The sequence below is a fragment of the Faecousia sp. genome (assembly GCF_048519415.1).
Classification (GTDB): domain Bacteria; phylum Bacillota; class Clostridia; order Oscillospirales; family Oscillospiraceae; genus JAZOXB01.
This window is the reverse complement of sequence record NZ_DBFZUT010000063.1, coordinates 13867-35721: the sequence shown is the minus strand read 5'-3', so window position 1 is coordinate 35721 and position 21855 is coordinate 13867. Positions and strand designations below refer to the sequence as shown.

Here is a 21855-nt window from a genome sequence, read left to right as displayed (position 1 = left end):
CTCGACAGCCGTCAGCAGATCGGTGTAGTCCTTCTCGGCCTTGACGAGCTTGTCGTAGTTGCTGACCTCGGGCTGCAGGCGCGTGGGCAGTGCATCATAGGCAGCGCGGGCAGCCTCGATGGCGTCCTTGCTGTTTTCGTCCACCGTGCCGATGGCATCGATGAGGTCTTCGACTTCCTTCACGGCGGCGGCGTCAGCCAGCGCAGCATAGGTCTCCTCGGCCTTCGTCAGGGTCTCATAGTTCGGAACGAGCTCCTTCTGCTCGTCAGTCAGCTTGTCATACGCAGCGCGGGCGGCCTCGATGGCGTCCTTGCTGTCGAGCGTGACTTCGCCGATGGCATCGATGCGGGCGATGACGACCTTCACCGCAGTCGGGAGGGTCTCGCCGCCGGCGACCTTGCCATAGACCTTCCACTCCATGATGCCGACGCCGTTATAGTCGTTGGCCTGCTTGTTCAGCTTCACACGGAGGGCGGTGGTGGTAATGGGATCGAATGTGGTCTTGTTGAACTTGTCCATCTCGCGGCCGAGACCCTCGGCGTTGGGAACGGACTTCCAGTTGCCTTCCGCATCGAGGTACTCGAATTCCACGGACTTCGGCACCAGAATGCCGCCGCTGGTGTATTCGCCCTCGGTGCCGTCGTACCACAGATAGAGATCGGTGGAATCGATGATGACTTCGCTGCCCCAGGTGTAGGTCACGGTCTCATAGGAAGACGTGTTGCCCCAGGTGCCGTAGCGCGGCTTGGACGGGTTGTAGGAGTTGGAACGGACGATGCCGTCGTTCACGGCGGACAGGGACTCCCAGCTGGAGCAGAAGCTCGTGGTAACGGAAGCGGAGTAGGCGAGGTTGCCGTCCGCGCTTTCGAGACCGGCAATGACCGCATTCAACTCCGCCGCTGCGGCATCGACCTGCTCCTGCGTAGCGGCCGTATCGCTCAGAACGGCCTGTGCCTTCGCAATGGCCAGATCCAGCAGATACTTGCTGCCTTCGACAAAGAGGTTCGTGTTGATGCCCTTCGCAGTTGCGATGGCGTTCTTCAGTGCGGAGCGATCGACGAACTCGCCGTAGCCGTAGACCTTCCACTCGATGACGCCGATACCGAGCGTCTTCGGGTTCATGGTCATGCGGAGCTTCGTGGTGGTGATGGGATCAAAGCTCGTGGTGTTGTACCGGTTCAGCTCAATGCCGAGGCCGCTGACATTCGGGACCTCGTGCCACTGGCCGTCCTCTGCCAGATACTCCAGCTTCGCATCCTTCGGCGCAAAGTTGCCGTCGGTGAAGTAGTAGGCATCCGCGCCGTCGATGGTGACGGGCACATCCCAGGTGTACATGACCCATGCTGCGTCGCCATGCGCGCCCTGCCAGTTGTGCCAGACACCGTGGCTCGTATCACGGGAGCTGCTCGGGTCGAAGCCGTCGTTCAGGTCGGCAACGCCGCCGAGATCGGACGGAGTGTTGATGATGGCGGTCGGAGTTGCGAACAGAGCAACGTTCTTGCGGTCGCCCTTCACGACGATGACCTTGACGGCCACGCGGGTCGTCTGGGTACGGAGCGTGCCGTAGGCCTCGAACTCACCGGCCTGTGCATACTTGTCTTCGGAGATCTCGTCCCAATCGACTGCGCCGCCGGAGTAGGTGCCGTCGTCACGGACAGCGACCACGCCGTTCGGCAGCGTCGGGGCGACGCCGACCTGCGTGATGACGGTCTTCACGCGCTGGATGCCGTCGGCAGCATCCGTCATGGTGACGGTGACTTCCGTGGAGGAGGTCTTGTCCTCGTCGGTGACAGTCAGGCGGACAACATACTCGCCGCCCTTGTCGACGCGGAGCTTGGCTTCCTTCTCGTTCGGATTGCCGATCATGGCATTGCCGCCCTCGGGCTGACTGACCAGCTCCCAGTGAAAGCGCGGGACGCCCTGATACAGCGGGTCGACCGTGGCTTCGGCCTTGAGATCGGCAACGGTCGGATTGCCGACAACGGGCGTGCCGGTCGCGGAATCGATCGTCGGGGCCAGACGCTCGGGCGCTTCGCCGACAACGAGAGTCTTTTCGACCTTCGTGGACTTCTCACCGTCGCTGACGGTCAGGGAGATGACATACTCGCCTGCCTCGCTGACGTTGAACTGCGTTGTCGGAGCGGCGTCGCTGCTCAGGAACGCGCTTGCGCCCTCGCCTGCGAGGCTCTCAAAGGCCCACCGATAGGTCAGGCTGCCGTCGGGATAGCCGTCGTCGGAGGCAACGGCCGTCAGGGTGTAGGTCACGATGGCCTGCAGATTGTCGCTGGAGACCTTAATAGCGGCCTGCGGAGCGGCATTCTCGCCGTTCGGATCGGCCGTGATGGTCACGACATTGGTCTCACCGGCGGGCATGGTGATGGTTGCGTTGGCTTCGTTGTTCTTCACATAGACCTGGCTGACCTTTTCGCCGTTGACGTTGATGGCATAGAAGCCGTCCTTCAGGCCGGCGCCGCTCAGAGCGATGTGGGAAACATGGCTTGCAGCGGTGTAGCCCTTGACGTTCAGCTCGATGGAGCTGCCGTCCATAGCGAACTTTGCGCTGGTGATGGTGTCCTGCGTCGTTTCGACGTAGATCTTCTGGTCGAGGATGTTGACGCGCTTGCCGAAGCCGTCAGTCGGGACGACCGTGTAGGAGGTCTCGTCGGCAGTGACGTTCGCGCCGTAGCCATACAGGCCGAAGATCGGATCGTTCACAACGTCTGCGCTGATGCGCAGCAGGGAGCCGTACAGGCCCTCGTCGCTTTCGCCGGAGAAGTCCTGCCAGCCGTTGTTCATGACGCGGGTTCCGCCGTCGTTGACGTTCATCGCGCCGTAGCCGCCCTTATACATGTTGTAGCGCCAGGAAACGTTGCCGACGTACTTGTCGGAGATCTGGCCCATGTTGATGGCGTTGAAGTTGGAAATCTTGGCCGCGTAGTTCACGCGGGCAGCCCATGCGGTAGTGTCGCCGTCCTCGAGCTCCTCGTAGCGCATCCAATCGTCCATGATGGAGCCTGCAAGGGAGGCGGTGTACTGGAAGTTCCACCAGCTCTCGCCGCCGATGAAGACCGGGTCGGCGTACTGGTACCAGGTGGGCTGGATGCCGCGCATCGCGCGGGTCTTGTGGTTGGCCATGCTCATGGCACTGTAGGCGTTCTTGGCGGCGTCGCTGTCCGGCCAGTACTTCTTCAGGGCCTGGATGGCAGCGAAGGCGCCCTCTTCACCGGTGTTGTCGTAGGCAAACTCGGAGCCGTACGGATAGGTGGCGTTGATGCAATTGTTCGCCTTGTACCATGCAAACCGCTCCTGCAGGTTAAAGGCCTCCTCGTCCATACCCTCGGCATAGAGCGCCTCGATCATGTCGGGGATCTGCTGCTCGCCGTAGAAGCCGATGGCTCCGGTGCCGACGCGGTTGGAGTAGATGCCGTATGCCTTCTCCAGATACCACGCTGCAGGCTTACGGTACTCAATGAGGTCCGGATAAGCCTTGACGATGCGGTACATGTTGAAGAAGCCGGTGGCCTCCATCACTTCGGAGAACGTACGGGTGTACGGGCCGCTGGAGGTGCTGTAAGCGCCGGAAGCGGACAGGTAGTTCGCAACGTTGAAGTTATCCTGGGTGTTCTTCATGTAGGTGTTCCACATGAAGTCGATCAGGTAGGTCTCGATGGACTTGACCTGCTCGGCATCCGGGTTCAGATAGTTCTTCATGGCGATGAAGTTGATGTTGTCATGGCTCCAGTCATCGCCCCAGTGGTTGCGCTGGTTGGAATCTCTGCCGCTGGCAAAGTACCAGTCGCTGTAGATGCCGTAGGTCGGGCTGTCAGGATTCGTGTCCTGCGTCTCATTGACCATGAAGTCGGCATGCGTGTCGGATGCCTGATCCAGCTCGGTCAGAACGTTGAACTCGAACTGCGTGAACTTGCTGACCCATTCGTCACCGACCTTCAGCTTGTACTCGACGCGAACGCTGTTGTTGCCGATGCAGCCGAAGTGCAGGTCGTAGATGTGGTGCTGCTCGCCGTCGACGGTCTTCGTCTCGACAAAGCTCACGGATTCCTCATAGCCCTCGTTGCCGTCATGCAGGCCGCGGCCGGTACGGCTGTTGTTGACCATACCGGAACGGTGCTCCGGCGTATGCGCTTCATCGAACGGATCGTTCTCGTGCACGCACTGGATGTCGACGGAGTCGACCTTGATGAGGCTGTCATCATAGTGCAGGTCGAGGCGCGTGTCCATGTTCAGAGCCGTCTGGAAGCCCGGGACCGCGATGGCGTCGATGAGGCCGTTCTGATAGAGGATAGAGCGCATGTTCGTCTCGCGCTGCTCGATGGAGTCGGAGGCGTTGTTCGGGCTCTCGGCGCTCTCCTGCGGGGTGTTGTCGCCCGCGCGGACAGCAGAGAACTTGAACTGGTAGGTCTGGCTCTCACCCGGCTCGAGGATGAGGCTGGTCGCATCTTCAAAGTAGCTGCGGCCGGTCTTGTGGATATCCTTGGAGTGGATGTAGTAAACGCTCAGGCCCGGCTGCCATTCGCCGGAGTCGCCCGTCCAGTTGGAGAACGTGCTGCCGGTACGGTTGTCGCTGACGCCGTTGTTGCTGCCGATCCAGTTATCCACATACTCGATGCGGGCACCGGAGGTGGCGACCGGCGTGAAGAGGATGTAGTTGCCTTCGCCGCTGCAGCGGATCGCATAGGCATAGCCGCTGTCCGCGCCTGCAAAGGTATGGGCCGTGACGCGCTCGGAATAAACGCTGTTCTGGTTCGTGTACTTGTTGTTCCACGGCATCGGCAGGCCGACGTCGCCGAATTCCAGATACGCATCACTCTTGTTCTTCAGGGTGATGGTCCACAGCAGGGAGCCGTCCTCGGTATCCATATCATAGGTGGACTTCACATCGAAGCCCTTCATGGTACGGTCCGTCGTGGAGCTCAGGTCCTGGCCGATGAAGTTGACCTCGACCTTCTTGTCGCTGACAACGGTCTTCTCGATATAGGGGTTATCGGAAGCGATGTTGGATGCGGTGGTCGAGCCGCCGGCTGCGAGGGTCTTGTTCGTGTCGACCTCGACAAAGCCGGTGTTGTCGGCGGGGAAGCTGCCGTCCGCGCTGGAGCGGACGGAGAAGATCATTTCGCCCATCCACTGATGCTGCACACCGTTCTGGGGACGGGTGTCATTGGGGAGGACGAAGTTGATCTCACGATTGCTTCGATTTCTGGGATTATTCACGATGTTGAGCGTAGAAATCTGTCCAAGATCACCGACAGAGATCTTCAGGCTGTCATTGGCGATCTCATTGGCCGCAGCCTTCGCCGTCACGCCGAGGCCCGGCAGGATGCCGGAGAGCAGGGACGCGACCATGACGATGGTCAGCACGATCGAGATCACACGTCTGGGCAGGTGGTTCACTCTTTGCATGAAATGTTCTCTCCTTTCAGATTCTATAGTACTTTCGAGTTCCGTCGAAAATGCTAAACGTTTAACATTTGCGGTGAAAAAATATCGCCCAACAGGGCAGGCTGGTATCCTGCGTGGATTCCGATCCAGGAATGACCCGTTCCAGCTTGTAACAGCTTTGTCAGCGCACGCTTTCCCTCCTTCCGCAGGCATTTTTGTACGATATTACCATACAAACCGCCTGATAAAGCCGAGCTGCCGGACAAACGGTGTGCGAAGCCTTGGCGTGGGCATTCCTTGCCCTGCACGCAATGACGAGAGAGCCTCGTTGCTGATGACATCTAGCAGGATACTTCGCCGCAGTCGGAAAACACTTCCCACTGCTAAACGTTTAACAAACTATGTTTGAACTATACCACGTTTGAATCCGCTTGTAAATCCGCAAAAATATTTTTGGAGCTTTCCATAAAATCGTACCGATTGATTTGTGCGAATTGCTGAATCAGCTTGCTGCAGAGCCCATATTTCTCCCTCTACCTTCACAAAAAATCGGCCCGGTCTGCAGCAGAATTCCGCAGTCCGGGTCGATATGGATATCTTATAACATGACTACAAATTCAGGCCGTTTCGTGTTCCGTAACAGGCTTTTCATGCTCCGCATCCGCACAGCGGCGCACGCAGGCGGCATACGTCAGCGGGAACGTGCCCTGCAGCACATGGTGCTGCACGACCTTCCAGCCGTGTCTGCGCAGGAACTGCAGAAACTCCGCAGGCGACCACTTCCAGCGCAGCGGGAACCCGGCACGGCGCATCAGCCAGAGGCGCAGCCTTGCAAGCCTGCCCTCCCCCGCATGCGTAAACGTCGGCACGATGAGCAGGCCGCCCGGTGCGAGCACGCGCGCAGCCTCATCGAGCGCCTTGTCTGGCTCCGGCAGCAGGTGGAGCACATTGGCAGCGATGACGACCTCGAAGCTGCCGTCGGCATAGGGCAGATAGCGCATGTCCTGAACAGAGAAGTGCAGCTTGCGGGAATGGGAATGGCTTCGTGCCACGTCGATCATCCCGGCAGAGGCATCCGTCGCCTCGATAGAGGCCGCCTCGTGCACGATCCCGTGCGCGATCACGCCCGTCCCTGTTGCCAGCTCCAGCACGGTGCGGTCACGGACGGCCGGACGGATCCACTCGAGCATCTGCGCATAGGCCTCCTGATCCGCGCGCACGAAGTGCGAATACCGCCGCGCATAGCGGTCCCAGAAGCTTTGTTTCTCCATGCGTCTCCCCTCTTTCGGTTAGTTATTTCTAACCAGAGTTTACTCCGCAGCGGGCAAAATGTCAAGCCCCATCTTGTGTTTTGTGGGAAAAACCGTTCAGGTGCAGCACCGCGCCTTCCTGCGGGAAGCGGACAGCCGGGCCCGGCGCTGCACTTGCGATACGAACGGGACGGCGTTAAAATGGTGCCGGCCCCCGAATTGTCATTGCGAGGGCGCTTTGCGCCCGTGGCAATCTCGGGAAGGCACTGCCGTCCCGTACCGGCTGCCGATAAACGGTATGCACCGAAGTATGGAGTGTAGCGGCGCTCACTGCGCAAGACCGCCGGGCGAGAGAAGAATGTAGCGGCGCTCACTGAGCGCCTTGCAGACTGGCAAGTTATAGGGCGGCATCGCCGAACGCACACGCCTTGTAGGGGAGCGGCTTGCCGCTCCCGGCACTGCACCTGCGAAATAAACAGGCTATCGTTAAAATGGTGAAAATCAAAGGTTTGTCATTGCGAGGAGGCCAAAGGCCGACGTCACAATCTCGCAGTACAATGCCGGATAACAGGGGAGTTCCGGCGAAAACGTAAGCGCCTTCCCGAGATTGCCACGTCGCTCCGCTCCTCGCAATGACACATCAGGGTAATGCGGCGGTGCACCAGCACCCTCCTGCCGTTGAATACTCCCGTACAAGGCGCTCAATACCCGCAAGGGGCACGCCGCATCCGTAAGGCGGCAGAGCCGCCAACGGCTGCGCAGTGAGCGCCGCTACAGACGCAATTGGTGCACACCATTTTTCGATACCCGGTGCAAACTGCCAGTATTGCTCCGGGAGGGGCACGCCGCTCCCCTACAATGGCTGGTGCAGTCGCTACATTGCGGCGAACGATAAAGCGGCCGGGGATCCCCCCGGCCGCTGCGGCTGCCGCTCAGCAGCCCACACCAAACAGAATGCACCGCATCGTCCGGATCGCACTGCAATCGAAATCACGGATCCAGAACATGGGAAACCTCCTCCTGTGAATTCGTCTCGCGAGGACTGGACCGATGATATCAGGTCTGTTACCGTTTTGCAACCACAGGAATTTCCATTTCTTTTTTACTAGTCGCACTACATTCAATTTACATTTTGCGCCATGGTATCCGCCAAAATGTGCCATAGACAGAGAAAAAACCCTTGTCCTCAGGACAAAGGTTGTTTTCTGGTGACCCGTACGGGACTCGAACCCATGTTACCGCCGTGAAAGGGCGGTGTCTTAACCACTTGACCAACGGGCCGTTTTGGTAGCGGCAATTGGACTCGAACCAATGACACTCCGGGTATGAACCGAATGCTCTACCAACTGAGCTATGCCGCCATATATGACCCGCCGCCGAAACAGCAAAATGATTATATCCGATTTTGCACGGTTTGTCAAGCGTTTTCTTGTATTTGTTCTTTTTTCCGCCCCCCGGCCGAAACCGGGGGACGGAAAAGGAATGAGGGTAGGAGGTTACGCCTTCTTGCGGCTCTTGACCATGTCCATTGCAACGGCAAAGATGATCAGAGCGCCGGTGATGACGTCGAGGATGTAGTCGTTGATCTGGAAGGCCTTGCCGGCGTTCTTGATGACGACCATCAGGAGCGTGCCGACAAACGTGCCGGTGATCGCGCCGCGGCCGCCGGCCAGCGAAGCGCCGCCGATAACTGCCGCCGCGATGGCGTCCATGTCGTAGCCGTCGCCGGTGTTCGGCATGGCGCGGAGAATACGGCCGGCAAACATGATGGCAGCAATGCCATAGACAAAGCCGGCGAGGGAGTAAACGAGGTAGAAGGTCTTGCGGACCTTGATGCCGCTCAGGCGGGCGACCTCGATGCCGGAGCCGATGACGAACAGGTCGCGGCCGAAGACGGTGTAGCGCAGGACCAGGAAGGCAATGACTGCCACGACGATCCAGATGCAGGCCAGCACCGGCAGGACGCCGAAGATGTCATAGTTGCCGATGGTGTCAAAGAGCTTGACGAACGTTGCGCCGTCCGGCTCAAAGAACGAGATGGAGTTGCCGTTGCACAGCAGCTTCAGGATGCCGCGGAAGATGGTCTGCGTACCGAGGGTGGCGATCATGGCGGGGACCTTCAGGTCGAAGATGATCACGCCGTTCAGGAAGCCGCACAGGGTGCAGACGACGAAGTTGGCGAGGATGGCAATGCCGAGCATGGACGTGCCCTTGCCGTTCATGATCATGGCCATCGTCATGCAGCCGAGACCGGCGATGGCGCCGCCGGAAATATCGATACCGCTCGTGATGATGATGAAGGTCTGCGCGACGGCCAGAACGCCGACGATGGCGCCCTGCTTCGTCAGGTTCTTCAGGTTGTAGGAGCCGAAGAAGTTCTTGGTCAGGAACGTGGCCAGCAGGAACAGCGCGATAACGACCAGGCCGATGGTGAACTCAGAGTGCTTGGTCAGCCGCACAAACGCATTGGGTTTTTTATTCTTGGTAAGCGTGGACATAACTATCTCTCCTCTTAGTCTTCAATGGAGGCCATACGGAGAACATCCGCTTCCGTAAGGGTCTTCAGAGCTTCTTTGTCGTATTCTGCGGTGATCTTGCCCTGCGCCATGACGATCAGACGGTCGGAAAGGCCCATGACCTCCGGCAGATAGGACGAGATCAGGATCACGCCGCGGCCGCGTTCGGTCAGGCGCTCGATGAGCTTGAAAATCTCCTGCTTCGCGCCGACATCGATGCCGACAGTCGGCTCGTCAAAGATCAGGATTTCGGGATCGCGGCAAAGCAGCTTGGCGATAACGACCTTCTGCTGGTTGCCGCCGGAGAGATTGCCGACGAGCTGCGAAATAGACGGCGTTTTGACATTCACGCTTCTGGAGAATTCCTCCGCGCGCTTCTTCTCCTTGCGGAGGTTCAGGCAGCCCGCCTTGCTGATCATATCGTAGGAGCTCATGTTGACATTCGTCTTGATATCCAGCTTCAGCGCGCAGCCGTCGGTGCGGCGGTCCTCGGTGAGGAAGCCGATGCCGTGCTTCAGCGCGTCGGTCGGATTGGAAAGGTGGACCTTTTTGCCCTTCAGATAGACATCGCCGCTCAGGCGCTTTTCCACGGCCGTCAGGGCGCGCATCACTTCGCTGCGTCCCGCGCCGACCAGACCGGCAAAGCCGAGGATCTCGCCCTTGTGCAGGGTGAAATTAATATTCTTGAAGTGCTTGCTGTCGCTGAAATTCTCCACGCGCAGCAGCTCTTCGTCAGTGTCAAAGTGACGGATGTTGTAGATATCCGTGGCGGGGCGGCCGACCATCATCTGGATCAGCGAATCCTTCGTCACGTTCTCAATGGGCATCGTATCGACGTAGGAGCCGTCCTTCAGGATGGTCACGCTGTCGCAGATCTGCATGATCTCTTCGAGACGATGGCTGATATAGATGATGCTGACGCCCTGGCTCTTCAGCTCTCCGATGAAGCGGAAGAGCATATCGACCTTTTCATTCTCGAGCAGAGCCGTCGGCTCGTCGAAAATGACAAGACGGATATCCTCGTTCACGGAGATCTTGCTGATCGTGACCATCGCCTGCATGGCAATGGGGAGCTCGCGGATCTTCGCCAGAGGGTCAACGCCCATTTCAAATTTATCGATGATCTTCTTGCTGTCCCGAGCCATCTTCTTCCAGTCGACGAGGCCGAGCTTCGTCTTGGGCTGACGGCCGAGGAAGTAGTTCTCCGCGATGCTGAGATCCGGAGCGATATTGACATGCTGGTAGTTTGCAAAGACGCCGTGTGCCTGCGCATCGACTGCGGTGGCATTGACGACCCACTCACCATTATAATTCATGGTGATCTTGCCCTCATCGGGCTTCTCGACACCCATGATGCACTTGATCAGGGTGGATTTGCCTGCGCCGTTCTCACCGACCAGCGCACGCACCTCGCCTTTCTGCAAGGTGAAGCTCACGTCTTTCAGTGCCGTAACACCGGGGTAGAACTTGCTGACGTGCTCAATTCTTAAGATTGTATTCTCTTGCAATGTTGCACCCTCATTCCTTTGGAAAAGAAGGCCGCTGCGGTCTGCAAGGCCGCAGCGGCCCTCACGGTTTCGTTCAGAGATCGATATTCAGTCCGGAATTACTTGACGTACGGGGACATCATGAACTGGATCTTCTCGCTGTCGATGTTCTCCATGTTGACAACGACAGGCGGGCAGTTGACCTGCTTGGAGGTCTCGGGGTTCTGGCCGTTGACCAGCGTCAGGATGGCGTTCTCCATGCACTTGTAGCCCTGGGTGAAAGCGTCCTGAACAATGATGGCGGACAGGAAACCGTCGCGCAGAGCGGCGATCTCGACATCGTCGGAGTCAACGCCGATGGAAACGACGCCTTCCTTCATGTTGGCAGCACGCAGAGCGTTGCAGACGCCGTCGCAGGTGACGTTGTTGCCGGCATAGATGCCGATGAGGTCAGCGCCGACAGCGTTGATGGTGTTCTCGGCATCAGCCTGAGCATCCGCGGAGTCGTTGTCGTTGTACTCGGTGTCGGTCAGGGTCAGGCCGGGAGCCTTCTCAGCCATGTAGTCACGGAAGCCCTGCATTCTGAAGTCCAGAGCAGCGTTCTCCATGTTCATCTGCATGCCGATGGTGCCCTTGTCGGTGGAGATGCCCTTTTCAGCCATGGCGTCGAGGAAAGCCTGAGCGGCCATCTCGCCGATGGTGGTGTTGGAGCAGTAGTAGAACTCGTTGTAGTACTCGCCATGAGTGCCCTCGTCGCCCTCATCGCCGTTGCCAAGGCCGCAGTTGACGAAGTTCAGGACGATACCTGCGTCATGGGCTTCCTTTGCCTTCGGGACGGTCGGGTCGATGTTCAGGGTAGCGGTCAGGATCGCGTCAGGCTGGCTGGCGATCGCGTTCTCCAGAGCGGAGACATAGCCTTCTGCATCAGCCTCTTCGGCAGGGCCGGTGATGGAGTACTCGATCTTAACGCCGAGCTGCGCTTCGTAGTCCTTCATGGCCTGCTTGATGCCGGTCTCGATCTGGCTCCAGAAATCGGAAGCCGTAGACGGAGTGACATAGATGATCTTGTAGGTCTTGCCGGACTCGTTGTTGTCGGTATTATCGGTGTTGTCGGTGTTGTCGCTGTTGTTGTCGTTGCTCTCGGTGGGAGCGTCGGTCGCGGGCTGGGTGTCGTTGTTGCCATCGCTTGCGCAGGCAGCAAACAGGCAGCCGACCATAGCGATCACAAGAAGCAGTGCGATGAGTTTCTTCATTGTTGTTTTCCTCCTAATTTATTTAATGAAATTGCACGCTGCAATTACATCCGATCACATAACACCCTTCTGCAGGATGATGCAGCCATACGGCAGGCGCTCGCTCGTGCAGATGGTGACGTAGGCCTTTGCAGCCTTCTCATAGAATTTCGTGCGCTCGATCTGGCCGACGCACTTGGCATCGTAGCCGTGCTTCACGACGGCGGCGATGGTGTCGTCCCAGACCTTGTTCTCCGTCAGGACAACGCCGGAATCCGCATCCGGGACCATGTACTCGATGGGGTGGGCTTCATACTCGACGTCCAGCGGAACGAGCTGCAGGACGGCGTCGACCATCTCGGCGGCCGTGTTGCCCTTGGCCTGAATGCTGATGGCGTTCGGAGACTTCGTGACGGGCGGATAGAAGTGGTCCGCGATGACAATGAGATCGCCGTGGCCGGTATCGGCCAGAGCCTTGAGCAGATCAGAACCGATGATATCAGGAACTCCTCTTAACATGATGAATGATCCTCCTTCAGATTTTCACGCACATCCGGTGCGTCAGAAACAAATCAATGCTCCGCGAGGAACGCGTCGATCTCTTCGCGGGTCGGCATGGCCGGGGTCGTGCCGATGCGCTGCACGGACAGGGCGGCCAGGCCGCTTGCGAAGCGGGCAGCCTCCCAGATGTCCTTGCCCTCGGCCAGAGCGGCCAGCAGGCCGCCATTGAAGGCATCGCCTGCGCCGGTCGTGTCAACGGCCTTGACATGGAAGGCGGGGATGATCTCGGCGCGGTCGCCGGTGTTGATGTAAACACCGCGGCTGCCGAGCGTGATGAGCACGTTCTCAACACCCTTTTCGAAGAAGATCTTCGCGGCGCGGTTCGCGCTCTCGAGATCCGTGACGGCGACGCCGGTCATTTCCTCTGCCTCGACCTCGTTCGGAGTGACGAGCCAGCAGCCCTTCAGGAACTCGTCGGTGACGGGCTGATACGGGGCGGTATTCAGGATGACGCGGACGCCGTGCTCCTTGGCAAGCTTTGCTACGGCCTCGTTGGCATCCTGATTGACCTCGAGCTGCAGCAGAATATAGGCGGAATCGCAGATGCGCTGCTCAACGGACTTGATGTCCTCGGCCGTGATGGTGCCGCAGGCGCCCGGGACAATGACGATCTCGTTCTGGCTGGAATTCTCATCGACCATGATGAGGGCGATGCCCGTTGCGACGTCGTCGTTATAGAAGAGAAAATCCTTCGGCATGTTCAGCTCGGTCATGACGTCCAGTGCCACGTTCGCCATGGAATCGCGGCCCAGCTTCGTGATCATTGCCACATCGCCGCCGGCCTTATGCGCCGCGACGCCCTGATTGAAGCCCTTGCCGCCGGCGCCCTGCTTGAAGAAGCTGCCCTTGACCGTCTCGGCGGGAGCGGGCAGATGCGGGGTGCGCGCCATGAGATCGACGACAAAGCTGCCAAATACCGTTACCTTCTGTTTCAATTTCGTTACCTCCAGTCAAACACGCCGGAAAGCTCCGGCTCACAAACCTGACAAATTATTATTAATGTGCCCTGCCGCTCTCCGGCAGCAGCTCCGAGCCGCGCAGCAGCAGCTCCGTCGGCAGGCACTCGCGCGCGCCCGCGCGCTCACCCCGCTCGCTTTCAAACCGCTGCAGCAGCAGGCGCATGGCCTGCTTGCCCATTTCCGGCACGTCACGGCTGACGACGGAAATGTTGTAATCCAGCCAGCACAGTGCGTCGATATCATCAAAGCCAACCAAAGCGATGTCGGTGCCTACGCGGAGCCCCAGCTCATTGAACGCCTTGAGGCACCCGTAGGTCGTCATATTGTTGGAAGAGAACACCGCCGTGGGCGGCTCCTGCATGGCGCACAGCGCCAGCGTCTGCTCATAGGCACAGTCGACCATGAAGTCGCCCTTGCGGATATAAGCCGGTGTGACGGGCAGGCCATGCTCGCGCAGCGCGCGGTAGTAGCCGCGCAGGCGCTCGCGGCCGGGGCGCGAGGCCTCGGGACCGGTGATGATGGCGATGCGGCGGTGACCGACGCGGATCAGCTCGCTGACAGCCGCATGCACGCCGCGCTCGTCGTCCGTGACGACACGATCGAAGAACTGGCTGTCGACCTCACGGTCGAGCAGGACCACGGGGATGCCGAGTGTCTCAAAATTGTGGAGCCGCTTCATCGTATCGGGGTCCTGCTCGGAGACCGGCGTGATGATGATGCCGCGCAGGCGGTGCTCGCGCATGGTCTGCAGGACCTGATGCTCGCGGTCCGTATTTTCTGCGGTGTTGAACAGCAGAACGTGATAGCCCCGCTCATCGGCCACCCGGGTGATGCCCTCGAGCAGCAGGGAGAAGAACGGGTTGTTGATATCCGGGATGACGACGCCGATGGACGTCGAGGTCGAGGTGCTGAGCGAACGGGCCGTGCTGTTGGGGACGTAGTTGAACTTGCGGACGGCATCCATCACGCGGCGGTAGCTCTTCTCGCTGACCGCGTTGCTGTGATTGATGACGCGCGAGACCGTTGCGATGGAGACACCGGCCTCTCTGGCGATCTCGTAGATATTGGCTTCCTGCTTTCCCATTCCCCTCACCGTCCTGTGCCGCTTTTCCGCCCCCAAGCTCCGGAATTCCCGGAATTTTGGGAGTTGTAAGGGCTTACAAACATCCGCTCAAAAAAAGCAGCGCATCGCTGTCCCGCTTCCGGGAGGTCGCTGCCGGTCAGGCATCCGCTGTGCCTGACTGAAAATGTAAACGCTTACTTCAATTTCTGGTGCTAGAATACCGCTGTTTTGCCCCATTGTCAAGGGGTTCTGTATAACTTTGTCGAAGGTCACAATTTCTGTTTTTCGAATTTGTGCAAAATCACAGAGGAATATTCTGTAAAATTACTATGTAAGGGCTTTCAAAAAGGCTCCCCGCCAGTTTCCCGGCAGGGAGCCTCAGAAGTGCAGTGAATATTATTCCAATTGATCGAGATTTTTTCCAAAGCTGTCCAGACAATGCTCCAGAAACCAGTCCAGCTCCGGCAGGTGCATGTCCGTCAGGGCCTGCCTTGTCTGCTCGGCTGCCGAGGCAAATTCCTGATTTCCCGCGCGCAGCTCCTCGATGCACTTGATGTGCGCCGAGAGCTTGTCCGCCGCCTTGACGATGTCGTGCACCGTGGGGTCGGACTCCCGCACGAGCGGAGCATAGCTCGGGCGCAGGGCCTCGGGCAGCAGCTCGAGCAGCTTATCCGCACTCACGCGCTCCACCTGCTTATAGGCCGCGCGAATGTCGGGGTTATAATACTTCACCGGCGTCGGCAGGTCGCCGGTCAGAATTTCGGAGGCATCGTGGAACAGCGCCGCCGTGGCGCAGCGCTCCGGATCGGCCGGAAGGCCGAGGATGTCGCGCCGGATGAGCGCCAGCCCGTGGGCCAGCACGGCGACCATGTGGCTGTGCTCCTGCACGTTTTCGGAAAAGGTGTTGCGCATCAGGCCCCAGCGCGTGATATAGCGCATGCGGGATACGAGCGCGTAAAAGCGGTATTCCTCAGACTTCATCCGGATCATACTCCTCTCTGCGGTGCGGGCGCATCGGCGGCCGCTGCGGCTCCGGCGCGGCAAACGGCGGCGTGCGGCGCTGCGGCGCAGGACGGGAGGCCGTACGGGCTGCGGGCCGCGGAGCCGGGCGGCGCGGAACGGCAGACGCTCTGCCGTCCTCTCCGCGCAGACGGGCGCAGACGGCGGCATACCGGGCGAAGAAGTCCCCGGCGCGGCGCGGGGCCGCGCCCTCCAGCCAGAGGCAGGGCTCCAGCTCCAGACCGGCCGCGCAACGGACGAAGCGCCCGCCGACGCCCATCTCCTCCGCGAACGGGAGCATCCGGTAGAAATACTGTGGGTCCTGCAGCGTCAGGCGCTGCAGGGAGGCACTGTCTGCCCGGCGCAGATAGCGCCGCAGACCGAGCAGGCGGCGCAGGCGCTCCTCGCCTGCGGAAGTCCGGCGGCCGCCGAACAGCGTTGTCCCCGCGCAGAAGACCTGCAGCAGCAGGCTCAGGAGCTGATACGGCAGAGAGCCCGCCAGTACGCCGAAGATCACAAGTGCGATCGCACTGAGGCCGCCCAGCGCCAAGGCCAGCGCACGGCGGCGGCGGAACAGGGAACCCACGCCCCGCTGCACGAGCACGCAGGCCGCCGTACCCAGCGCCGTCAGCACCGGCAGCCAGACCCAGCGTGAGCCCGTCGCAGGCAGAAGGCGGTCAAACGTCAGAAGCGAGGCAAACAGGCCTGCCGCTGCGCCGAGCAGGCGCAGCACGAGCGGGTTTCCGCCCGTGAACATCCGCCGCCGCCAGCCCGCCAGGATCGGAGCCTGCATCTCGCGTACGGCAGCCTGGTAGCGCAGGCCGCCCGCCTCACACGAAGCGCCCGCGCGAAACAGCGCGGCAAAGAAGCGCCGCTCCGAGGGCTTGCGCTCGTTGCCCATCTCCATGCGCTTATAGAGGATCACCCGTCCGCGCGACATCCGCACGGTCAGATAGCCGAGGTTGCCCCAATGAACGATCATGCCCGCAGCGTCCGGCGCTTCGCTGAGGAGCTGGCAGGGGATCTCACCCGCCGTGGATTCCATGCCGATGGTCTGCTGCGCGCGCGGGAGGATCAGCCCGCTGCGCAGGCGCAGGAACCAGAACGCCACGGCCGCCGCCAGCAGCACCAGAAAGGCGATGCGGTCGAACCCGGCCGTCTTGCCGGGCTGGTCGCGCAGATTGAACGTATCCGCCGGGAACTGTACCGAAACGGTGAGCGTCTCATGATCGCGCATGGCGGCCGTGGACTTCGCCGTCACGGTATTTTCCTGCGTGCGGATGTCGAGATAGTTGTCCACCACGTCGCCGTAGTAGCCGCTCGTCCACTCCGGCGCGTTCGTGACCTGTGCCGGAAACGTCATGGTCAGGGAATAGCTGTCAATGGCATAGTCCCAGCCCGTCTCGGGCAGGCTCAGGCGGAACTGCTGGCCGTCCGCGGCCTCGGCCGCACGGCACGGCAGCGTATAGCTGCAGGTAAACTGCTGCTTGCCGCTGAAGCCGGCAGGATTGCTCAGCTTCAGGCAGGTCACGCCATCCTGCAGGACCGTTTCATAGCTCCACCCGGCCAGCGTGATGTCGCGCGCGTCCGTCCCGAGCGGGATGAGCAGGCTGTCCTGCGCGGCGGAAAAATCCACCTCCGCCGTCATCGTGACCTCGCACACGCCGTCCTCCCGGACGTTGACCGCCGCCTCGAGCGACGGCAGCGCCGCGTCCGCCGCCAGCGCACTCAGGCTCAACGCCAGCGCACAGAAAACGGCAAGAAAAAATCGCCGCAAGGCAATCTCCCCCATTCTTTTTTCTTTCATTTGCATAACGATAACACAAAACCGCGAAAAATGCAACTTCCGCGCAAAAATTGGCGGCTTGCCGCTCATATCAGAATATGGTATAATCAGCTTGTCAAAAAAGTCCCTTTGGACTTTTTCGCCAAGCTGCTTCCAGAATTGCAAAATAGAATTTTGTATTATTATTTTGCAATTCTGCCGCTGCGGCGGGTTATGGAACGCGAAAGGACACCCTGACGGTTTCCTTTCACACGATCCTTCCCTCCGAAACTTTTGGCTTGGCAGTTTTTTTGACAGTCTGGTATAATGATAAAGCACTTCAAAATTACATCAGATTACATCAGATTACATCGTTTACGGAGGAACAGCATGGGTAGATTTTCCAATGTCCTGCTTGCCAGTGACTTTGACCATACGCTGACGGATATGTCCGGGCAGATCCCCGCCCGCAATCTCGAGGCCATCGCCGCCTTTCAGGCCGAGGGCGGCATTTTCACCGTGGCCAGCGGCCGGAGCATTCCGATGTTCCGCAAGAAGGCCGCGCTCGTGCCGGTGAATGCGCCGTGCATTCTCTATAACGGTGGCGCGTGCTACGATTACCGCACGGACGAGCTGCTGTTTGCCTTCCCGCTCGCGGACGACGCCCCGCAGCTGCTGCAGGCTCTGCGCGACCACTGTCCGAACGAGCGTACCGAGGTGCAGACGCTCGACTGCCACTATGCCTACGGCGACGATCCCCGCCGGGATGCCGCGCTGGCTGCCAACGGCGTGCCGGTACAGCACGAAGCTGTCCTGCCGCCGCAGCCGTGGATCAAGCTGGCCGTCTATGGCACGTCGAAGCAGGTGGGCTATGACGACCCGGCCAACACCCCGCCGGAGGAGATCGCCTATTTTGACGAGCTGCAGCGCTACACGGCCGGACTCGTCGGAAATCGCTATGCCATCACCCGCGCGCTGCCGCGCAATATGGAGATCAGCGCGGGCGGCTGCGACAAGGGCTCGGCTGCCCGCCGTCTGGCCGACACGCTCGGCCGCAGCATTCTTGTCTGCGTCGGCGACGCACCGAACGACCTCGCCATGCTGCAGGCCGCAGATTACGGCTTCCGCACGGGCGACTGCGACCCGGCCATGCGCCGCTATGACTTCCGCGATGCCGCGCCGAGCGCCGAGGGCAGCGTAGCCTCCGTCATCGACGCGCTGCGCACCCTGCTGTGAGCGCCATGCGGGAGGTCTGGAACCGCGCGCAGGGCGCGCTGACGCAGGAGCCGGAGGTCGGCGCGGGCGCCATGCACTTTGTCTACGGCACGGCGTTCGGCCGCCTGCTCGCCCGCGGCATCCTCTGCCGCCGCTTCGTTTCGCAGCTCTATGCCGCATGGCAGAAAAGCCCGCTTTCCCGCGGGAAGGTGCGCCGGTTTCTGGCGCAGTATGACATCGACGTCTCGGACTGCACGCAGCAGACGTTCCGGTGCTTCAACGATTTCTTCACCCGGCAGCGCGTCCGTACGGACGACCGCGCCGCCCCGGACGAGCTGCCCGCCATCGCGGACTCCAAGCTGACGGCCCTGCCCATCGGCGAGGACAGCGTCTTTACCGTGAAGGATGTCTCCTACCGCCTCGGCGAGCTGCTGGCGGACGACGCGCTGGCGCAGCGCTTCCTCGGCGGCTGGTGCCTGATCTTCCGCCTGTCGCCGGATGATTACCACCGCTATGCCTATCCGGACACCGGCACGCAGGAGCCGACGGTCCGCATCCCCGGCGTGCTGCACAGCGTCAACCCGATCGCAGGCTCGCTCGGCGTCTACCGCCGCAACGCCCGCGCCCGCACGCTGCTGCACACGGAGCACTTCGGCGATATCGTGCAGATGGAGGTCGGAGCCATGCTCGTCGGCCGCATCTGCAACCACGAGACCGGCGCAGCCGCCTGCGCGCGCCTGCAGGAAAAGGGCTACTTTGAATACGGCGGCTCGACCGTCATCCTGCTGCTGGAGCATGGGAAGTTCGAACCCGCCGCGGATATCGCCAAATGGTCGGCCCGCGGCATCGAAAGCAAGGTAAAGACCGGGGACCCGGTCGGGAGGAGACCATGAGCGAGCACTATAAATTCTTTCAGAACCGGGAATGCGAATATTTTCCGTGCCACAAGACGAACGATCCGGAGCACTTCAACTGTCTGTTCTGCTTCTGCCCGCTCTACGCCCTTGGCGAGCGCTGCGGCGGCGGCCTGCAGTACACGGAAAGCGGCATCAAGGACTGCTCCGCCTGCCTGTTCCCCCACCGCCCGGAGAACTACGACCGCATCTGCGCCCGCTTCGCCGAGCTTGCCGCCCTGTGCCGCAGGCCGCCGGAAGAAGAAGCGGGTACGCCGTTGTAAGCGGCCGCGCGGCAGGTTGAAAATGGAAAGTGGACAATATCGTGGGGCAGCCTCGGCGGATTCGCGGGATGCTGCATGAGATTGCCACGTCGCTTCGCTCCTCGCAATGACACATCAGGATGCGCGGCGAGTATCAATGCCCTTTTACCGTTGAAGCGTCCTCCGCAAGGCGTTCCCTGCGCGCCCCATTCGCACAGGCTGCCGTTAAAATCACAAACAACGAATGATATTTTCGTAGCGTCGCTCAGTGAGCGACGCTACATTTTTTCACCTTTTCACCGTATTTTTACCGTAGCCGGAACTGCGTATGCAGCAGCAGGCAAAGGGCCGGATCCGGGGCGCGGAGCGCCAGAGCCGCGACGCCCGCCTGCTCCAGCGCGCGCAGGCGCTCCATCCAGCTGCGCAGGCCCGCAAAGCGCACCGTGTGCGGCGCGCCCGTCTCATCGCGGTAGGAAAAGCACGTCAGCTTCGCCGCCGCATCATAGCGCAGGCAGGCCCCTGTCCGCCGGGCCAGGGCCAGCGCCTCACCCCGGCTGAGCCGCTCCGTCCGAAGGCCGCAGCGGTCGCACGCCGCATCGTCATAGTCCGCCAGTAATTTTTCCGGCGGCAGCCCCGGAAGACCGGGCGCAGCGCGCACCCGCCCGGCAGCGGCAGCCAGCCGAGCCAGCATCGGGGCCTCCCAGCCGAGCGCGCCGGGCCGCGGCAGGGCCAGCGTCAGTCCTCCGCCCCGCTCCGCCAGAAGCGCCTGCAGCCGGGAGACCAACGGAGCCGGATCGCAGTCCGGCAGCAGATCACGGACCGCCAGCTCGACCTGCGCCGTGCCATGCGCGCGGCAGAGTGCAGCCGTCTCGAGCAGAAGGCGCTCCTGCGCGGCCCGGCTGCGGAGCAGGGTTTCCAGCTTTGCTCCGCTTCCCGTGAGGCGCAGGCAGGCCGGGCGGCCATGCAGCGGCAGGCGATGCAGCGCGCCGTCGCCGTCAAGCTCCGCAGCGTCCGCCGCCAGCTCACATGTATAGGAAAGCCCCGGATCGTTCCATTCCGGCCCCATCGTGCCGCACAGCGCCAGCGGCCGCGTGCCGCGCTCCCGGAAGCCCAGCACGAGCCGCCGCCCCGGCCGGAGCGGCCCGGGATTGCAGCGGCGCAGCTCCGGCAGGCCAAAGCGCGCAGACAGGCTCTGCCAGCTCTCGCCGCACCGGACGGTGTGCAGCGCCTGCGGATGCAGCACGAGCAGCTCCTGCCCGGTCAAGGGCTCCGCCGTCCCGTTCCAAGCGGCAAGCAGGTCCGGTCCGGTCCCATGCATCGCAGCGATGCCGCGCAGCGTCTCTCCCGGCAAAACGGTGTGGATCATCGCACTCACCTCCTGCCAGCATATGCGCAGCATTTTGATTCGGCTATACGGGCATAAAAATATCCCGCAGGGGAAACCCCGGCGGGGTATGAGCTTGTCAAAAAAGGATTTTTGCCAAGCTCTCAAACGAGACCCGTTTCACTGGGCTCTCGTTTGAAAGGGCTGCGGCTCGCTGCAGCGCACGAAGGGCGCACCCTTCGCACGTTTGCGAGCCGAGCGGTATTTTCTCCGACGTACACGCCGCCGGAGAAAATGATTCCTACTTTCTTTGCGCTTGCGAGCGCAAACTCTGCGAGGCTTTTGTTCGCATTTTCAATGTGCCTTCGCAAAAAAATATCCCGCAGGGGGAAATTCCTCTGCGGGATATTGAATATGCCGTTACTCGATGGCAATGACATTGCTCTTCGGGAGCTGCTTCTTTGCGGCCTTCGGCAGAGAGATCTGCAGGATGCCGTTTTCGAACTTCGCGCGGATGTCCTCCGGCTCCACATGCTCACCGACATAGAAGCTGCGGCTGCACGCACCGGCGTAACGCTCCTGACGGATGTACTTACCCTTCTTCTCCGGCTCTTCCTTGTCCAGACCCTTTGCGGCCTGAATGGTGAGATAACCGTCCTTCAGCTCCAGATTCACTTCTTCCTTCTTGAAGCCCGGCAGGTCGATGTCAAGCTCATAGGTGTCCTCGGTCTCACGGACGTCGGTCTTCATGAGGTTCTTGCCATGCTTGCCGTACAGGGCATTGAGGCTACGCGGCATTACCATATCAAACGGATCCGAGAAGAAATCATCAAACAAATTTTCACTATAGATGCTGGGCAGCATAAGTCATACCTCCATTCGCTCCAGCCGCCTCCGGGAGAGGCTCCCGTGCAGCCGGGCCTGTATTATG

14 protein-coding genes, 2 tRNA genes and 1 pseudogene are annotated in these 21855 nt (G+C 60.7%); 3 read left to right on the top strand and 14 right to left on the bottom strand.

The genetic code is table 11. The annotated features are described in order from the left end of the window. The 12 genes from ACMKFF_RS06695 to ACMKFF_RS06640 form a co-directional block, all read right to left on the bottom strand. Positions 1 to 5418: DUF5695 domain-containing protein (locus ACMKFF_RS06695; protein ID WP_419496456.1), on the bottom strand; the 5418-nt coding region annotated here is incomplete at its 3' end. Between the two features lie 596 nt (positions 5419 to 6014). Next, positions 6015 to 6668: a class I SAM-dependent methyltransferase gene (locus ACMKFF_RS06690; RefSeq protein WP_349134508.1), complete on the bottom strand. Its 654-nt coding sequence runs from the start codon at positions 6666 to 6668 to the stop codon at positions 6015 to 6017. Positions 6669 to 7853: 1185 nt separating this feature from the next. Beyond that, a tRNA-Glu gene (locus tag ACMKFF_RS06685) sits at positions 7854 to 7928 on the bottom strand. A gap of 4 nt (positions 7929 to 7932) precedes the next feature. Next, positions 7933 to 8008, bottom strand: a tRNA-Met gene (locus ACMKFF_RS06680). A gap of 135 nt (positions 8009 to 8143) precedes the next feature. Next, positions 8144 to 9145 (bottom strand): ABC transporter permease, encoded by a 1002-nt coding sequence (locus ACMKFF_RS06675; protein ID WP_349136300.1) that lies wholly within the window; start codon positions 9143 to 9145, stop codon positions 8144 to 8146. A gap of 14 nt (positions 9146 to 9159) precedes the next feature. Further along, on the bottom strand, positions 9160 to 10671 hold the full coding sequence (locus tag ACMKFF_RS06670) for a sugar ABC transporter ATP-binding protein (protein ID WP_418486537.1): 1512 nt from the start codon (positions 10669 to 10671) through the stop codon (positions 9160 to 9162). A gap of 98 nt (positions 10672 to 10769) precedes the next feature. Then, positions 10770 to 11903 (bottom strand): substrate-binding domain-containing protein, encoded by a 1134-nt coding sequence (locus tag ACMKFF_RS06665; RefSeq protein ID WP_417326031.1) that lies wholly within the window; start codon positions 11901 to 11903, stop codon positions 10770 to 10772. Positions 11904 to 11957: 54 nt separating this feature from the next. After that, positions 11958 to 12401 (bottom strand): RbsD/FucU family protein, encoded by a 444-nt coding sequence (locus ACMKFF_RS06660; RefSeq protein WP_349136295.1) that lies wholly within the window; start codon positions 12399 to 12401, stop codon positions 11958 to 11960. A gap of 53 nt (positions 12402 to 12454) precedes the next feature. After that, positions 12455 to 13378: a ribokinase gene (rbsK, locus tag ACMKFF_RS06655; RefSeq protein WP_367927011.1), complete on the bottom strand. Its 924-nt coding sequence runs from the start codon at positions 13376 to 13378 to the stop codon at positions 12455 to 12457. 61 nt (positions 13379 to 13439) lie between these two features. Beyond that, positions 13440 to 14486 carry a LacI family DNA-binding transcriptional regulator gene (locus ACMKFF_RS06650; RefSeq protein WP_419496455.1) on the bottom strand — a complete coding sequence of 349 codons (1047 nt, stop codon included), beginning with the start codon at positions 14484 to 14486 and terminating at the stop codon, positions 13440 to 13442. Between the two features lie 375 nt (positions 14487 to 14861). Next, positions 14862 to 15446, bottom strand: coding sequence for a 5'-deoxynucleotidase (gene yfbR / locus ACMKFF_RS06645; protein ID WP_349136290.1), 585 nt, complete (start codon positions 15444 to 15446; stop codon positions 14862 to 14864). Beyond that, positions 15436 to 17241, bottom strand: coding sequence for a DUF2207 family protein (locus ACMKFF_RS06640; protein ID WP_419496454.1), 1806 nt, complete (start codon positions 17239 to 17241; stop codon positions 15436 to 15438). Before ACMKFF_RS06640 ends, yfbR begins: the two co-directional genes overlap by 11 nt. Before the next feature lie 378 nt (positions 17242 to 17619). On the opposite strand from ACMKFF_RS06640, the gene ACMKFF_RS06635 reads away from it, so the two are divergent. The 3 genes and pseudogenes from ACMKFF_RS06635 to ACMKFF_RS06625 form a co-directional block, all read left to right on the top strand. Beyond that, complete coding sequence (locus tag ACMKFF_RS06635) at positions 17620 to 18465, top strand: HAD-IIB family hydrolase (RefSeq protein ID WP_419496453.1); 846 nt, start codon at positions 17620 to 17622, stop codon at positions 18463 to 18465. Between the two features lie 5 nt (positions 18466 to 18470). After that, entirely contained in the window at positions 18471 to 19337 is an 867-nt protein-coding gene (locus ACMKFF_RS06630) for a phosphatidylserine decarboxylase (protein WP_419496452.1), read from the top strand. A gap of 65 nt (positions 19338 to 19402) precedes the next feature. Next, positions 19403 to 19621: pseudogene (locus tag ACMKFF_RS06625) on the top strand (cysteine-rich small domain-containing protein); the annotation flags it as partial. A 286-nt stretch (positions 19622 to 19907) separates the two neighbouring features. Here the strand turns inward: ACMKFF_RS06625 and ACMKFF_RS06620 are convergent. Both ACMKFF_RS06620 and ACMKFF_RS06615 read right to left on the bottom strand, forming a co-directional pair. Next, positions 19908 to 20966 carry a LysM peptidoglycan-binding domain-containing protein gene (locus tag ACMKFF_RS06620; protein WP_419496451.1) on the bottom strand — a complete coding sequence of 353 codons (1059 nt, stop codon included), beginning with the start codon at positions 20964 to 20966 and terminating at the stop codon, positions 19908 to 19910. Between the two features lie 378 nt (positions 20967 to 21344). Next, entirely contained in the window at positions 21345 to 21788 is a 444-nt protein-coding gene (locus ACMKFF_RS06615; RefSeq protein ID WP_418469036.1) for an Hsp20/alpha crystallin family protein, read from the bottom strand. Between the last annotated feature and the right edge of the window lie 67 nt (positions 21789 to 21855).

What these genes read in the sequence shown, in the direction of transcription:
- ACMKFF_RS06690 (WP_349134508.1), bottom strand. Translation starts at nt 6,668, where the DNA reads ATGGAGAAACAAAGCTTCTGGGACCGCTATGCGCGGCGGTATTCGCAC.
- ACMKFF_RS06675 (WP_349136300.1), bottom strand. Translation starts at nt 9,145, where the DNA reads ATGTCCACGCTTACCAAGAATAAAAAACCCAATGCGTTTGTGCGGCTG.
- ACMKFF_RS06665 (WP_417326031.1), bottom strand. Translation starts at nt 11,903, where the DNA reads ATGAAGAAACTCATCGCACTGCTTCTTGTGATCGCTATGGTCGGCTGC.
- ACMKFF_RS06660 (WP_349136295.1), bottom strand. Translation starts at nt 12,401, where the DNA reads ATGTTAAGAGGAGTTCCTGATATCATCGGTTCTGATCTGCTCAAGGCT.
- ACMKFF_RS06650 (WP_419496455.1), bottom strand. Translation starts at nt 14,486, where the DNA reads ATGGGAAAGCAGGAAGCCAATATCTACGAGATCGCCAGAGAGGCCGGT.
- yfbR (WP_349136290.1), bottom strand. Translation starts at nt 15,446, where the DNA reads ATGAAGTCTGAGGAATACCGCTTTTACGCGCTCGTATCCCGCATGCGC.
- ACMKFF_RS06635 (WP_419496453.1), top strand. Translation starts at nt 17,620, where the DNA reads ATGGGTAGATTTTCCAATGTCCTGCTTGCCAGTGACTTTGACCATACG.
- ACMKFF_RS06630 (WP_419496452.1), top strand. Translation starts at nt 18,471, where the DNA reads ATGCGGGAGGTCTGGAACCGCGCGCAGGGCGCGCTGACGCAGGAGCCG.
- ACMKFF_RS06620 (WP_419496451.1), bottom strand. Translation starts at nt 20,966, where the DNA reads ATGATCCACACCGTTTTGCCGGGAGAGACGCTGCGCGGCATCGCTGCG.
- ACMKFF_RS06615 (WP_418469036.1), bottom strand. Translation starts at nt 21,788, where the DNA reads ATGCTGCCCAGCATCTATAGTGAAAATTTGTTTGATGATTTCTTCTCG.